The organism is Exiguobacterium sp. UBA6282 (genome assembly GCF_002440475.1).
GTDB lineage: Bacteria > Bacillota > Bacilli > Exiguobacteriales > Exiguobacteriaceae > Exiguobacterium_A.
In genome coordinates this window covers 10378-24375 of the sequence record NZ_DJUM01000039.1, presented here as the reverse complement: position 1 = coordinate 24375, position 13998 = coordinate 10378, and the positions used below count along the sequence as shown (strand labels likewise).

Sequence of the window (13998 nt, the reverse complement as noted above, 5' to 3'; positions counted from 1 at the left end):
GTTTCGTCAATCCAGCTATCGAACCTTGCAGACTGGTTACGACTCCTGGCCATTCTTAGGACGCTTGAGCAAATCCCGGGTGCAGAACAAAGTCAGTTAAAGGAATTGATCAGTCATCCAGACCTCGGTTCGTATTTTTTTAATACTTAAGCATATACAGATAGGAGGAACGCCATTCATGAGAACCATCATCTCGATCCAAGGCGCCATGGCATCCGGGAAGACGACGCTTGCGCAAGCGCTCGAAGATGCTTACCTGGAGCTTCATGTCTATTATGAAAATCCATATCCGATCGTTCAAAAACGAAAGGAGCTCGGGTTAGACATCCGAACCGAAGACGGATTCGTTGAGAATCAACGATTGTTCATTCAAGCGGAACTCGAACGATTTCGTCACTTTCCGAACGGACACATTATATTAGATCGTGGTCCGGAAGATCTTGAATTCTATACGCTCCATTATCCGCAGGTACATGGGCACGACTGGGATATGGAATCCCGTTTAAAGGCAGAACTTGAGGCATTAAGAAGGTGCCGATCCGATCAGATTCTTTATTTACGCGCGACAGACCAACTCTTACAAACGCGTCGGGACGCTGATCAAACAAGAACTCGCCAATCCTTTGAACAACATCAACCGCTCTGGGCACTTGAAGAGAAATGGTATAAACAGTTTCCGGTCTGTCCGATTGATACGACAGCGAAAACGCCGGAGCAAGTCCGAGAAGCAGCAGTTCATCAGCTGTCTTCCATCGGATTCTTAAGAAGGGAGAAAGAGATATGAAATGGAAAAGGACGACCTATCCCCTCATCGAGGGACAAGACGAAAAACAGATCTACTGGATAGAAAAAGGAGAAACGGTTCAGATCGGACAGACCTACGAAACGATTCGGTTAGAAAAGACATCACATCAATCCATCCTAGTACGGGAGCAAAAATTGGTGTCAGAAAAAATCGGCAATCGAACGATCCGCCTGACGATTGATGCAGAAGACTATACGCCACTCGAATTCGTCGAGTACCAAGATGGCGTCCAAACCGTGCATGCGTTGTATCGAGCGGATGCAGTCGTAATTACGCGAGGCAATGAGCAGTCTGTCCTACCGATTCATACCGAAAGTGTTGATCTGTTTTCAATCGAATTGTTGTTGCGAGTATTACCACTGGCTGTTGATTCGACGCTCTCGTTTAGCGGCTTCAGTGCCGTTTCCGGACGTGAGGTGCCGGTTCAGGTGCAACCTCTGCGGTACGATCTATTGATGACCGAGTCAGGCGAACACGTAGAGACACTTTGCGTTCACGTTGCGTTTGGTGAACGTGTTCAGTATTACTGGATTGATCCAGTCAAGCGGGAGCTGTTAAAGCAGTCCTCACAGATTGCGGACGGGATCTCGTTGGAATTTTGTCGATGAAAAAGGAGCAATGAAACGGTATACCGTCTCGTTGCTCCTTGTCTGTTATAGATGAAAATGATGTTGCATCGCTTCAAAAATCCGCTTACTCGCCTTTGTATCATCAAAAGCATAGATGTGACTGAGATTGCGCTTAAAGCGTTTCGGCATCTTCAATTCGCGTAACGACTCCATCAAGGCTTCTCTGGATTCGATGACGTCTCCTGGTAATAAGTCTGTCGATTCACCAGCGTTATCTTCACCGATCAAGACAGGTGGGCGATAGTAGAGTACCTTTTTGTGCATCAAGGAAAAATCGAGACCGACACTCGAATAATCTGTGATCAACACATGATGATTCTCGAGTAGCTCCTTGACTGTGAACACATCCTGACCGACGACATCGACGAAATCCGAATGGAACAAGTGGCTGAATTTTTGGAAATTACGATGGAGGTAGAACGAGACTTCATACTTGTTGTCCATCACTAAGTTTTTCAACCGTTCGTCCGTGATTAACGATTGAAACTCCTGATAATAGTCACTTTCCATGAACTGCTCGTCCGGATATGTATCAAGTTTCGGTCGCCATGTCGGCATGATTAAAATCTTCTTCCGATTCTTATACCGCTTGAGCCAACGTGACCGTTCGGTGATCAATTGATCAAATCGAGCCATCCCTGTTACGACGATTTCATCCGCATCAAATCCGTAGTCGCGTTCAATCAGGTTTTTTTCTCTTTCCGAAGACACAACGAATAAGTTCGTAAAGGGATGGGGTAATTTTTTACCATAAATACTACTCACGTCTTTCGAACCTGTCACACCGTGTTGCAGGAAGATTTTGTGTTTTTCCTGAATGAACTGTTCTGTCCGATACGTCGAGAAGGGAAGGGCATAACTCGATGAATGCGTATGACATAAAACGTCCGCAGCCTGAACGACCTCGATATTCTCCGGAGATTTATAGAACACGATATGATTCTCATATCCGGCAAGATTTTTGAGGTCCGGACTCGACCGACTGATGATGTAGTAGATGTTGAAATGTTTCCGGTGCTGGTCAACGAGGTACTTGAAGAAAATCATCCCATTATCTTGTGCTTTATCCGGATATTCACAACAGACGATCGTCTTCTTAGTTGGATCCAGTCCAAGTAACGGTCGGGGATCTGCGTAATATTTGACAGTCTCGACTGGCACCGGGATTAGACGCATTGCAAGGCGTTCTGACACGGTCGAATAGGGACGAACCAACACATCGTATTGCTCATTTAACGGCAACCAGTGCTCGTCATTCAAGAGTTCTGGATGATTTTTAAAGTGACGAATCCGGGGTGTGAATCCAGATATCGGCATCTCACGAATCGAAAAGCCAAATAAAAGATCGTAGATGTTCGCGTTAAAGGCATCGTATGTATACCGGTCACCGAGCAATTGCTCAACGAGTTCTTTATCGATCACGGCTTNNAAGCGACAGGCGTCGACTGGTGTGACGGTGAAGCGTTCAATCGGTAGAGCGATTTTTTGTTCCTGATGTCTGAATTTAACGAAGCAACTCGGTTGCGCGACTTCGACATATTTCGAGTGAAACGAAAACTTCAATAGAAGCACGTCGTCTTGACGCGTCATGCCCTCAAACTGGACATCTCGGTCGTAAAAATTCATGATGGACGGTTTTTTGTTATAGATCAGACTGAGCTCATCGTCCTGATCGATGAAGATGAAATAGGAATGTTTCCCTTGTTTGATGTAACTGTTCGGTGCAATGTCCAGTGGCTTGGAAAGATGTTTGAATGAGATCGGTGTACCTGTCTCATCGACGAATTTAATGGGATGATTCTTTTTTCGGAAAATATCGAGTAATGTATCGATCGATAGCGAAAAACCTGTTTCTGTTTGTTGTACAGGTATATGTTGTTCGTTAATAGCTAAATATAGGGTTTGTTGCGGGAGATTCTCGATCAAAAACGTATGGTCACGACAGGTGATTTCATTGATGCATGGCTTCCTTTCTCACTCTGAATCATATGGTATCTCTGTTACATCCTTCACCATACAATATCTTCCGATTTCTGCAAAGATGTAGTTTGAATGGAAATCAGTGAAGCGTCGTTTATCTCCTTAAACTTGTTGGATAGAATCGACCCACTCGTTCAGCTTTACGAACTACTAGTTGCAGAACCATGACAATGATTGGATATTATGCAAAAATAATTGACTTTGTTCGTAAAAAGGGGATAAATAGAAATTGTATTGGTTTTAACTGTCTGAACAAGACACGTTTAGAAAATAGCAGATTCGGTAACATATATAGGTTGACCTCACACAAAAAAAGAGAGATCGATCTTAAAGGGTAGAGGAGAGTAATTACAGATGCTGTATACTGTTACATCGACATTACCACCGAAACACGGTGGTAGAACGAAATCGCTGTTGAGTCGGATTGCACTCATGGAAAAAGAATTGAATGTTGGTTCGACGATCGTCACGACGAACTACAATGCCAACTATATGGAAGTGTACGAACAGTTCCGAACGGAAGAAAAAGTCGGTCCAATGGTTCAGTTCGAAAACATTTATGATTGGTTATCCGATTATAAATTGTTGAGCATTCCGACAACCCGTTTTCGGAACAAGCCGATCGTCAAAGAATCGGCGCGTGAAATCGAAGGATTGAAAAGCGTTGAAAAAAAAGGCAGTGATGCCGTTCGCTATTATGATGAAGAGGGTGAATATATCCTCTATCGTAAATTTTATCCGGAGACGCAAGTCGTCGAATTCGAAGATTTCATGACGAAAGCATCCCCTAAAAAAGTCGAGCGCTGGGAATACAACGTCTACGGTCAATTGCACCGCAAGACGATCTACTCACCCGTCCATCACGGGAAAATGATGGAGGAGTTGTATGATTCAGAAGGTGCTGTCTATTGTAAGAAGTTCTACAATGAAATGGCACGTCCAAAACTCGTCTTGATTCAATTATATCGAAACGGCAGAATGTACAAAGCGTTCAAAAAAGAGAAGGATTTGTTTGAATACTACTTCAACCGTTTATTTAAAGATGGCGATGTTTTGTTCGTCGATGCTCGTTTGCTCGATCGCTCGATTCTCAACATCAAAGCAGCCGTTAAACGGGTCATGGTCATCCATAACTCGCATCTAGACGGATCAAACGTCAAAGGATCGTACGCGACGATGTTCTCAGAGTCCGATAAAGTGACACGTTTCATCAGTCTGACGAATCATCAAAAAGAAGACATCTTAGAACGGTATAATATCCCGGAAGAGAAAATCTCAATCATTCCGCACTTCATCGTTCCAGAACAAGCGCAACGACGTGACCAGGTCAAAGATCAATTCTGTTTCATCGGTCGATTCGGTTTGCAAAAACAGATGGATCATTTAATCAAGAGTTATGCACTTTTCAAACAGTCAGGTCACACGACGAAACTCGTCCTTTACGGCATGGATGAACAAGGGCAACTCGCGATGATGGAACGCTTGATTGAGGAGCTCGGTTTACAGGACGATATCGAAATCCACGGTTTTACGTCGAATCCGGCAGAAGTTTTCCGTGAATCGAAAGCCTCGTTGTTAACGAGTGAATTTGAAGGATTCGGGCTGACGGTCATGGAAAGTATCAATGTCGGCTGTCCGGTCATCTCCTATGATGTGAAATACGGACCACGCGAAATCATCGCCCATGGCGAAAACGGATATCTCGTTCCAGCCAATGACATGGAAGCCTTCGCACAAGCGATGGTACAACTCGTCGAACAACCACTCGAGCGGGTCGAGACGAAGCCATCCCTGTACCTTGAGACGGCTGTAAAGAACTATGGACGATTACTAGAAGAATTGAACAACTAAATCTACTACTTGAACGATGAAGAGGATGAACGATATGAAAAAGATCACAAAAGCCATTATTCCAGCAGCAGGACTCGGAACACGTTTCTTACCTGCGACAAAAGCAATGCCAAAAGAAATGTTACCGATACTTGATAAACCAACGATTCAGTATATCGTCGAAGAAGCCGCAAAAGCCGGCATCGAAGATATCATCATCGTCACGGGTAAACATAAACGAGCCATCGAAGATCATTTCGATAACCAAAAAGAACTTGAAATTACGCTCGAAAATTCCGGTAAGACGGAATTGCTCGAGAAAGTTCAATTCTCAACGAACCTTGCGAATATCTTTTATGTCCGCCAAAAAGAACAAAAAGGTCTCGGGCATGCCATTCTGACGGCAAAACAATTCATTGGGAATGAACCGTTTGCTGTCTTACTCGGGGACGATATCGTCGAGTCAGACAATCCGGCAATCAAACAATTGATGGACGTCTACGAACAGACAGAAAAATCGGTCATCGGTGTACAAGAAGTCCGTCCGGAAGATACGCATCGTTATGGCATCATTGATCCGGTCTCACAAGACGGACGACTGTATGATGTAAAACAATTCGTCGAAAAGCCGGCACACGGAACAGCACCATCAAATCTTGCGATCATGGGACGTTACGTACTGACACCGGATATCTTTGATTATCTAGCAGATCAAGAAGAAGGTGCAGGCGGCGAAATCCAATTGACGGATGCGATTGAACGCTTGAATGCGGATAGCCAAGTCTTTGCGTATGATTTCGAAGGCAACCGCTATGACGTCGGGGAGAAACTCGGTTTCGTCAAGACGACGATCGAATATGCGTTAAAAGATGCAGAGATGAAAGATGAACTGAAAGCATTCATTAAATCATTAGACATCTAACAAGGTGAACCACTCTGAAAAACTTCAGGGTGGTTTTTTGTAATTCATGAAACCCATCTTTCTAGTCGAAACGTAGAAGAAACAAGAAGAGAGGTGCTACATATGTTAACGTGGATTGCTTTAAAGAATTACCAAAAGTCAGATGGGCAATCCATAATTTGCTTGCATAGAACGTAATTGGCTCCTCGCAATATTTTCATGTAAACGTTTTTTAAAGTTGAATTAGTGGAAAATAAATGTAATTATATAAATATAGTGAAATGAAATGGTTTACTTCTATAAAAGTAAAATAAAGTATGAGGAATTGAGAGGTGAAACAGAAAGATGAAAAAACAAATTTTAGAAAGTGTTTTTGCAGCAATATTTTTTCTTATTTTTCTAATGTTTTTTGAAGGAATACCGAAGTCGACTGATACATGGGTCGAATATGGAATAAAGTTTGTGGCAATTGCTTTCATTTTCCTAATAACTGAAGTTATTTTTTCTAAAAAGTCACTCAAAAAAAACACATCAAATCAATAATGTAAGATTCAATTGTTCTAATACTGAGTAAGCAATAGAAAGAAAGCCCACATGTGCGTCATAATGTGGGTTTTCTTCAATACAAAGTTATCGAGTGAAGTATACTACGATATGACGAATCCACTATTTTCAACAATACCGCGATCCAATTCGATTTACTGCTTCATCCACCTTGCACTCCGACCATTCCCGTCGTTGAACGGATAGGAAATCGAGGATGAACAGGCTCGTCTGGATGGACGGATCGATGTCCTCTTGTTGACGAAGCTCACGTAGGCTGTCACATAACGCCTGCATCGCTCCGAAGTTTCGAATGCTGGGCGGGAATGAAGTGCGTCCGACGAGTGCCAGCCGGGAACGTCTCACTAATCTCGTTATCAACGTTCTTCCATCGTCTACCTTCGACGGGGACAAACTTATAGAGTTCTTTGTATTGATCCGTCCAATCAAATGGACAATCTCCATCGGCACGGCGAGTTTTTTGAGATAGGTATATATAGTCGCGCATTCGTCGAACTCCTATAGCGAAATAGATCATTTAAATTAAACATACTCATTTTCACGCTATTTGACTATGTTTATATATGTTCTGATCATAATTATTTTTCTTGTTATTCTAACGATTCCCCTAAAATAAATATATGTAGGGAGTGACGTACCGAGCTTGCTACAATAGACATTGGATATTCAAAGGCGTTTTTGCTCATTTCTCGATGTCCTTGATGTAAAATAAGAAAGACAACGACGGAACAGGTAAGGGGCGAACGGACATGACGAAACGATCCATCCAAGATGCTGCTTTTTTAGGCAAACGAAAACAAGTAATGCGGTGTATCGAACGTGGTGACGATCTGAACGAACTGGATGAAGAAGGGTTTGCGGCACTTCATTGGGCGATTCAGGAAGGATACTTGCGGATCGTCGAATTGTTGCTCGATCATGGAGCGGATGTGAATCTTCCGAATCAAGACGGGATGTCACCGCTGCATATTGCTCTGTATGATCAAAAGACGGACATTGCGTTGCTGTTGATTAAGCGCGGAGCCCATCTTGATTTAAATGAGTACGGCTTCTCAGCGCTTCACTTAGTAGCGGGGCGATCCGGCAATAAAAAAGTCTTACGGAAACTAGCGCAGAATGTGGAGTTGTTACATCAACGGACCGATGATGGAGCTGGGGTGACGCCGCTACATTACGCAGCGCAAGAAGGCAAGGCAAAAAAAGTCAAACTGTTACTTGAAGCGGGAGCAGAGGTTGATGTTATCGGATTAGACGGTTTCACACCGCTGTATCTGGCAGTTGGGAATAATCATCCGAAAGCGGTCAAAGTACTCCTAAAGGCGGGAGCCGATATCGAGGCGGAAAACGTCGCAGATGGTGATACGGCAGTCCTTGCTTTAGCGAGTGCTTACGGTTATGAACGGATTGTCCGTTTACTTCTCTCTTATGGAGCCGATCCACTACATCGAAATGAAGACGGGCGGACAGCACGTGGTGCAGCACTTGATAATGACCACCATCAGATTGCGGAGATTTTAAGACAAAAAGAGATTGATGCATTGTCTGAGGAAGAAAATAAGTGAGCGATTGACGACAACAGGAAACATCTGCGGATGCTTCCTGTTTTTATTTTTAAAAGGACTTTCGAATCGCTTTGTCAAAATAAAGATAGGAGAACACTTATTCGTCATCGAAAGGAAGGATACATCATGAACGCAAAGGATTGGATGGTATGGAATTTAAATGAAGTGAGAAGAAGAAGCATCAAAGTCTGGTGTTCGATTCCTGAAGATAAGCTGAACTGGAAACCGGATGAGAACGCCATGACGTGTTTGGAAATGATTCGTCATGTGTTAGATAGCGAGTATTATTATTACTTAGCCTTACAAAATGGAGGCAGTCTATCGTCGTATGAGTCTCCGTTTGAAGGGCGTGACTTCGTATCAGTGCAAGAGGAGCTAGACTTTGCGGAGGTCTATCGGGAGGAATTCATGACATATGTCGGGCGACTACCGGAATCAGATTTAGCGACGGTCCAGATTGATCGTTCCGAATCAGGTTATGTCCGTTCGCTTGGTGATATGCTGTTACGAATTGCTTATCATGAAGCAGTGCATACAGGACAGCTACTCGATTATTTGAGAACAGCAGACATTGAGCGTGTGCGGATTTGGGACTAAGGTAGGTGAATGAGAAAATAATGGTAGTACTATGAGCTACCGATGCTAGGGGGATGAAATTCTTGAATATACGTTTAGCCACGTCCAAAGACATGAAGGTAATAGCAAAAATTTACGTTGATACGTGGAGGACGACATACGCCGGTTTAGTACCCGATGTATATTTGAAACAACTCTCGGTTCAACGAGCTGAACAAAAATGGACACAGTTTTTGAACGATTCCTCACAAGATACGTTCCTATATGTGGTATTGAACGAACAGGGAATCACTGTGGGATTCGCAGCAGCTCAGATTCATGCTGATGATGGAGTACGGATAGGCGAGTTATCTGCCCTCTATATATTACCTGAAGCGCACGGTTTAGGGATCGGCAAAAAATTGATGGCGACTATCGCTGCTCATTTCCTGAAAGCAGATGTCTTCTCGATGCTGGTTTGGGTGATGAAAAAGAACGAGTCGGGACGAGCATTTTACAAACGACTCGGAGGTAAATACATAGATCATCGCCAGAGTCGTTTTGGGAATGTCACGGTTAAAGATGAAGCCTATGAATGGCTGGATATTACCACGCTTGTCCGTCATCAGAATTAAAAACAAGGAGGAAGTACGATGCATCTGTACTTCCTCCTTGTATGAATCACAGACTCCATTTCATTAGTAATCCAGCTTGTGTCAAACCGCCACCAAATCCATATAATAGAAGCAAGTCACCCGTTTTGATTTTCCCTTCGGTAACACCTATATCTAAAGATAAGGGAATGGAGGCAGCGGAGGTATTTCCGAAATGGATGAGACTGTAAAGCGCTTTATCAAAAGGAACATTGCTTTTTTCGCAAATCGATTGAATCATGCGTAGGTTTGCACTGTGCGGAATGAACCAATCAATTTGATCCAAAGTCATCGATGCCTGATCCACTACTTGTTTCATTCCACGAGGAACCGTGCTGACCGCCCACTTGTAAACTTCGCGTCCATTTTGGATGAGTTTATTAGTGGGAATGATAGGATCTTCGAACAAGTGATTTGACAAGTTCGAGCAATAGAGACTGGCTCCTTTTTCCCCTTCCGAGTTCAAGTAGAATGAAATAAAGTCAGACTGGACTTCATCGCGTTCCACAAGAACCGCTCCACTACCATCTCCAAATAAAATGCATGTGTTTCGATCGGCATAGTCAGTGATGTTAGAGAGTGTTTCTGCTCCGATGACGAGAATTTTTTTATGAAGACCAGATGAAATTAACCCGTTCGCCAGGTGTAATCCGTATGTAAATCCTGCACATGCGGCGTTCAAATCAATTGCACCCGCATGATTGATACCGAGTTTTGCTTGTACCAATGATGCAGTACTTGGTGTCTTAAAATCGGGTGTCATCGTACAGATGATGATCATATCAACATCTTGAAATTCTGTATTGTAACGCTGTTTTAAATTCATGGCTGCTTGATAGGCAAGATCACTTGTCGATTCAGTCTGACCCGTGATTCTTCGTTCTTTGATGCCTGTTCGTTGCACTATCCATTCATCATTTGTTTCTACTAGTTTCTCTAAATCATGGTTCGTCATGATTTGATTTGGAACGTAAGAGCCGATTGCTGTTACTCGAGCATGATATGCAGTCATAAATGGTTCCTCCCTGTAAAAAGATGTTATACCTGGTTNNCCTGTAAAAAGATGTTATACTTGGTTTTAGTACTAGGTGCTAATTTAAGCGAATTTTCTTTTAAACACAAGGAATATAACTTATCGTACACATCATCAATTCGATTAGATGAAAAAAAGAGCGGTCTTTAGCGGATGCTCGAAAGGAGTAAGGAAGGATGATTGGAATCAGCATCGCCACCACATGGGAGTTCGACGCGACGATTGCATATTTTCATGTCTCGCCTGAAGAAAGAATCACGTATCCGTATGGTGAATACTTCACGCGTGAGATAAACGGGAAGACACTTCTGTTTTACAGCACGGGCGTTCGAAAAGTAAATGGCATCGGAGCGAATCAATATATGATCCTCCGTTTCTCATTGACGAAGGTCATCGTTGCTGGAACGTGTGCCGGGATTGACCCGAGGTACGACGTACTTGACATCATCGTTCCAGATCGTGCCGTTCAATATGATTGTACGGTCAAAGAGATTGAACCACTCATTAAACCGTCATTCATCGTCAATCTCGACGTCTCAAAATATGGCAACGACTTTCATCTCGGAACGATCGGAACGGCTGATCGCGCTGTCGTCATGTGGCGAGACTATATCGAACTGCGAGATAACGGTCTGACGATTGCCGATACGGAGGCGGGGGCTGTCGCGTACATCTGTCAGAAAAATGCCGTTGAATGTATCATCATCAAAGGCATTTCCGATTTTCCGACCGAAGAGAAGAACGAGGGTGCTGTCGAAGCAAACGTCGAACAGATGCGGATCTATATCGAGAACACACCAAAAGTCATGCGACGGATTTTTAACGACTACTTGCATCGATTTCTAGCGTAATTCGTAACCGACGCACTTCTTTTACATATTTTCCAAGTTTCTTACGGCAATATAGTTCATTGGCATTGTATTTTTTGAAATATGTTCTATCATAGTGAATGGAAACGTTTTCTCGAAATGGTGAGTACATACCGAACTGTACAAGAAATGCGCTGCAATCGTCAGGATTCGTAGGTGTAGAAGTAGATGGAGGGACATAGAAGCATGCAAGAATGGAAAGTATCTGGTCAGAAACGGATTGATATCGAAAGCCGGTTTCGTCCAGAAATCGAAGGGCTACGCACGGTAGCTGCCTTACTCGTCGCAATTTATCACATATGGTTCAATCGTGTCTCAGGTGGTGTCGATGTCTTCTTCGTCATCTCGGGTTTTTTAATCACGACATCAATCATCTCGACGATCAACCGGACAGGAGAGTTCAAGTTCCTTCCGTATGTGACAAAGTTGCTGAAACGACTCTTGCCATCGGTTTTATTCATCTTAGGTGTCGTCTTGGTATTAAGTACGTTTTTATTACCAGCATCGATTCTCGGTAAAACGATTCGTGAAGTCATCGCCTCGATGTTCTTTTATCAAAACTGGCAACTCGCCGTCTCAAGTACTGATTACTTGGACGCGACGCAAATGAAGTCACCCGTCGAACATTTTTGGGCACTTTCGATCCAGTGGCAGTTTTATATGATTTGGTTCGTCTTGTTTTCGTTCATCTTATGGATGATGAACAAATATCAGATTCGGTCAATTAAAGCCGTCCTCAATGGTCTGCTTGGATTCTTGTTCGTCACGTCACTCGCGTACTCGATCTACCTGACTGAAGTCAATCAGCCATGGGCGTATTTCATTACGCCGACACGGGTCTGGGAATTCGCCTTAGGCAGTTTGTTATGCGTGAACTTATCTGCGATTCGTATCCCGAAGTGGGTAGCGACGATCATCGGTTGGATCGGTCTGCTTGGCTTGCTAACGACTGGTGTCCTGTTCAATGTCTCGCAAATGTTCCCTGGCTACATCGCACTCTGGCCGATGACATGCGCCTTGATGATCGTGTTATCAGGGACGCAAGAGACACAGTTCGGATTAAAACGGTTCCTCGGATCTAAACCAATGGTCAAACTTGGTGGGATTGCCTTCGGGATTTATCTCTGGCACTGGGTACTGCTTGAGTTCTATCGCTACAACGTCCAACAAACACCTGGTCTGCTCGTCGGCACATTGATCATCGTCTCATCGATCGGCTTATCGTATCTGATGACGGAATGGATTGAAAAACCGATCCGGACTTCAACCGTCAATCGGACAGCGTTCAAGAAATTAGGTGCGCTGTTGACGGTCAACATTTTGTTAATCGGATCATTACTCGGATTCGCATATATGGAAGAACAAGAGCTGAAACAAGCCGTCAGTAAGAATAAATATCCGGGTGCCTTAGCAATCGAGCAGGCATTGTCTGTACCGAAGCAAGACCCATTCCCGTCATATGCGAACGTCTTCAATGACTTGCCCCTCGTCCATACGGATGGTAGCAACCAAGGGCTGCAAAAGACGGAAGCAAAGGTCGGCGAATACGGGAAGACGAAGGATTATAAAGCAACGATCGCACTCGTCGGTAGCTCGCACTCGGAGCAATGGTTCGGTGCCTTACATGAAGCAATCAAAGGGACGGACATCCGTTTACTTAACCTGACGCGGTCAGGAACACGTTTTTCAACCGGCTATGAACCGGACTCGCTAAAAGGGATCTGGAATCAGAACGTCTTGAACTATTTGAAAGATGCCGATGTTGATTTGATCATCTCGCACGTAACGGCAGCGGATGCTTCAAAAGACAGCATCCATCAACAAATGGTCGACCAGATGCAGTACGTCAAGGACGAGTATGGGATTGAGGGGCTAGCACTCCGGGACAATCCACGATACGATTTTAATGTACTCGAGGCACTGGAGACGACGAGCATCGCTGATACGACGAAACAGATGAACACACAACCGAATCAAACGGATGAGGCGTATTGGAAACAATTCGAAAAAACGAACCAGTCGCTCCATAAGCTGGATTTGACGCGTTACTTCCACGTCAAAGGCGAGTACCGTCCCGTTATCGGCAATGTCGTCATCTATCGCGATAACAGCCATATGACGAATACGTATGCGGAAAGTTTTGCTCCGATGTTCAAGAAAAAGCTCAACGAGGTCCTCGCAGAAAAATTAGCGACGGACGAATAAAATATGTAAAACGGCTTGCATCCAGAAAAGGGTGCAAGCCGTTTTTTCATATCATCGGTCAAACAGAGTAACTGCCGTCTGGTTGTTCAAGTAATTCAAGGGTTTGAGTGCGCATCGTTTGATCCGTTTTGAAGTACGCATCGACGACACGAGAAGCGGCAAACCCATCCTCCATCGGACCGTACGTCGCACGGAATGCATCGAGTTGCGCTTGATACATTTTCGTCAGACGCGGAATGTCCGATAAGGCGTGAAGCAAAGCCTCTTCCGTTTCTAAGATCGGTCCCGGAAGATCGTTGTAGTAGTCGAGGTAGAACCCGCGCAGCGTATCGCGGTAGAGATCAAGGTCATACGCATAGAACATCATCGGACGATTCATGTTCGCGAAGTCGAAGAAAACAGAAGAATAGTC

14 protein-coding genes are annotated in these 13998 nt (G+C 44.0%); 10 read left to right on the top strand and 4 right to left on the bottom strand.

Going from position 1 to position 13998, the window contains the following annotated elements:
* The first annotated feature begins 178 nt into the window (after positions 1 to 178).
* Both B2751_RS10850 and B2751_RS10845 read left to right on the top strand, forming a co-directional pair.
* A complete protein-coding gene (locus tag B2751_RS10850) occupies positions 179 to 784 on the top strand; it encodes an AAA family ATPase (protein ID WP_290774756.1) in 606 nt (201 codons plus the stop codon).
* Positions 781 to 1413 carry a hypothetical protein gene (locus B2751_RS10845; RefSeq protein ID WP_290774755.1) on the top strand — a complete coding sequence of 211 codons (633 nt, stop codon included), beginning with the start codon at positions 781 to 783 and terminating at the stop codon, positions 1411 to 1413. The genes B2751_RS10850 and B2751_RS10845 overlap by 4 nt, the downstream gene beginning before the upstream one ends.
* Before the next feature lie 45 nt (positions 1414 to 1458).
* Here B2751_RS10845 and B2751_RS15340 read toward each other — a convergent pair whose 3' ends face one another.
* Positions 1459 to 2610, bottom strand: coding sequence for a CDP-glycerol glycerophosphotransferase family protein (locus B2751_RS15340; protein WP_422653602.1), 1152 nt, complete (start codon positions 2608 to 2610; stop codon positions 1459 to 1461).
* A 1158-nt stretch (positions 2611 to 3768) separates the two neighbouring features.
* On the opposite strand from B2751_RS15340, the gene B2751_RS10835 reads away from it, so the two are divergent.
* The 3 genes from B2751_RS10835 (at position 3769) to B2751_RS10825 (ending at position 6688) form a co-directional block, all read left to right on the top strand.
* A complete protein-coding gene (locus B2751_RS10835) occupies positions 3769 to 5265 on the top strand; it encodes a glycosyltransferase (RefSeq protein WP_290774750.1) in 1497 nt (498 codons plus the stop codon).
* Positions 5266 to 5299: 34 nt separating this feature from the next.
* Positions 5300 to 6166: a UTP--glucose-1-phosphate uridylyltransferase GalU gene (gene galU, locus B2751_RS10830; protein ID WP_290774748.1), complete on the top strand. Its 867-nt coding sequence runs from the start codon at positions 5300 to 5302 to the stop codon at positions 6164 to 6166.
* A 324-nt stretch (positions 6167 to 6490) separates the two neighbouring features.
* On the top strand, positions 6491 to 6688 hold the full coding sequence (locus B2751_RS10825) for a hypothetical protein (protein ID WP_290774746.1): 198 nt from the start codon (positions 6491 to 6493) through the stop codon (positions 6686 to 6688).
* 280 nt (positions 6689 to 6968) lie between these two features.
* On the opposite strand, the gene B2751_RS10820 is transcribed toward B2751_RS10825, so the two are convergent.
* Positions 6969 to 7196: a hypothetical protein gene (locus tag B2751_RS10820; RefSeq protein WP_290774744.1), complete on the bottom strand. Its 228-nt coding sequence runs from the start codon at positions 7194 to 7196 to the stop codon at positions 6969 to 6971.
* Between the two features lie 262 nt (positions 7197 to 7458).
* On the opposite strand from B2751_RS10820, the gene B2751_RS10815 reads away from it, so the two are divergent.
* From B2751_RS10815 to B2751_RS10805, 3 genes are all read left to right on the top strand, one after another.
* Complete coding sequence (locus B2751_RS10815; RefSeq protein ID WP_290774742.1) at positions 7459 to 8271, top strand: ankyrin repeat domain-containing protein; 813 nt, start codon at positions 7459 to 7461, stop codon at positions 8269 to 8271.
* A 126-nt stretch (positions 8272 to 8397) separates the two neighbouring features.
* Positions 8398 to 8868: a DinB family protein gene (locus B2751_RS10810; protein ID WP_290774740.1), complete on the top strand. Its 471-nt coding sequence runs from the start codon at positions 8398 to 8400 to the stop codon at positions 8866 to 8868.
* Positions 8869 to 8930: 62 nt separating this feature from the next.
* Entirely contained in the window at positions 8931 to 9461 is a 531-nt protein-coding gene (locus B2751_RS10805; protein ID WP_214729755.1) for a GNAT family N-acetyltransferase, read from the top strand.
* A gap of 46 nt (positions 9462 to 9507) precedes the next feature.
* Here the strand turns inward: B2751_RS10805 and B2751_RS10800 are convergent, their stop codons facing one another.
* Entirely contained in the window at positions 9508 to 10491 is a 984-nt protein-coding gene (locus tag B2751_RS10800) for a ketoacyl-ACP synthase III (RefSeq protein ID WP_290749791.1), read from the bottom strand.
* 197 nt (positions 10492 to 10688) lie between these two features.
* On the opposite strand from B2751_RS10800, the gene B2751_RS10795 reads away from it, so the two are divergent.
* Both B2751_RS10795 and B2751_RS10790 read left to right on the top strand, forming a co-directional pair.
* Entirely contained in the window at positions 10689 to 11363 is a 675-nt protein-coding gene (locus B2751_RS10795; protein ID WP_290774737.1) for a permease, read from the top strand.
* 204 nt (positions 11364 to 11567) lie between these two features.
* Positions 11568 to 13586 carry an acyltransferase family protein gene (locus B2751_RS10790; protein ID WP_290774735.1) on the top strand — a complete coding sequence of 673 codons (2019 nt, stop codon included), beginning with the start codon at positions 11568 to 11570 and terminating at the stop codon, positions 13584 to 13586.
* Between the two features lie 58 nt (positions 13587 to 13644).
* On the opposite strand, the gene B2751_RS10785 is transcribed toward B2751_RS10790, so the two are convergent.
* The coding region (locus tag B2751_RS10785; protein WP_290774733.1) for a CDP-glycerol glycerophosphotransferase family protein at positions 13645 to 13998 on the bottom strand (354 nt) is incomplete at its 5' end.

Excerpts from the sequence above, each read along its gene's own strand:
- B2751_RS10850 (WP_290774756.1), top strand. The coding sequence starts at position 179 with ATGAGAACCATCATCTCGATCCAAGGCGCCATGGCATCCGGGAAGACG.
- B2751_RS10845 (WP_290774755.1), top strand. The coding sequence starts at position 781 with ATGAAATGGAAAAGGACGACCTATCCCCTCATCGAGGGACAAGACGAA.
- B2751_RS15340 (WP_422653602.1), bottom strand. The coding sequence starts at position 2,610 with ATGCGTCTAATCCCGGTGCCAGTCGAGACTGTCAAATATTACGCAGAT.
- B2751_RS10835 (WP_290774750.1), top strand. The coding sequence starts at position 3,769 with ATGCTGTATACTGTTACATCGACATTACCACCGAAACACGGTGGTAGA.
- galU (WP_290774748.1), top strand. The coding sequence starts at position 5,300 with ATGAAAAAGATCACAAAAGCCATTATTCCAGCAGCAGGACTCGGAACA.
- B2751_RS10825 (WP_290774746.1), top strand. The coding sequence starts at position 6,491 with ATGAAAAAACAAATTTTAGAAAGTGTTTTTGCAGCAATATTTTTTCTT.
- B2751_RS10820 (WP_290774744.1), bottom strand. The coding sequence starts at position 7,196 with ATGCGCGACTATATATACCTATCTCAAAAAACTCGCCGTGCCGATGGA.
- B2751_RS10815 (WP_290774742.1), top strand. The coding sequence starts at position 7,459 with ATGACGAAACGATCCATCCAAGATGCTGCTTTTTTAGGCAAACGAAAA.
- B2751_RS10810 (WP_290774740.1), top strand. The coding sequence starts at position 8,398 with ATGAACGCAAAGGATTGGATGGTATGGAATTTAAATGAAGTGAGAAGA.
- B2751_RS10800 (WP_290749791.1), bottom strand. The coding sequence starts at position 10,491 with ATGACTGCATATCATGCTCGAGTAACAGCAATCGGCTCTTACGTTCCA.
- B2751_RS10795 (WP_290774737.1), top strand. The coding sequence starts at position 10,689 with ATGATTGGAATCAGCATCGCCACCACATGGGAGTTCGACGCGACGATT.
- B2751_RS10790 (WP_290774735.1), top strand. The coding sequence starts at position 11,568 with ATGCAAGAATGGAAAGTATCTGGTCAGAAACGGATTGATATCGAAAGC.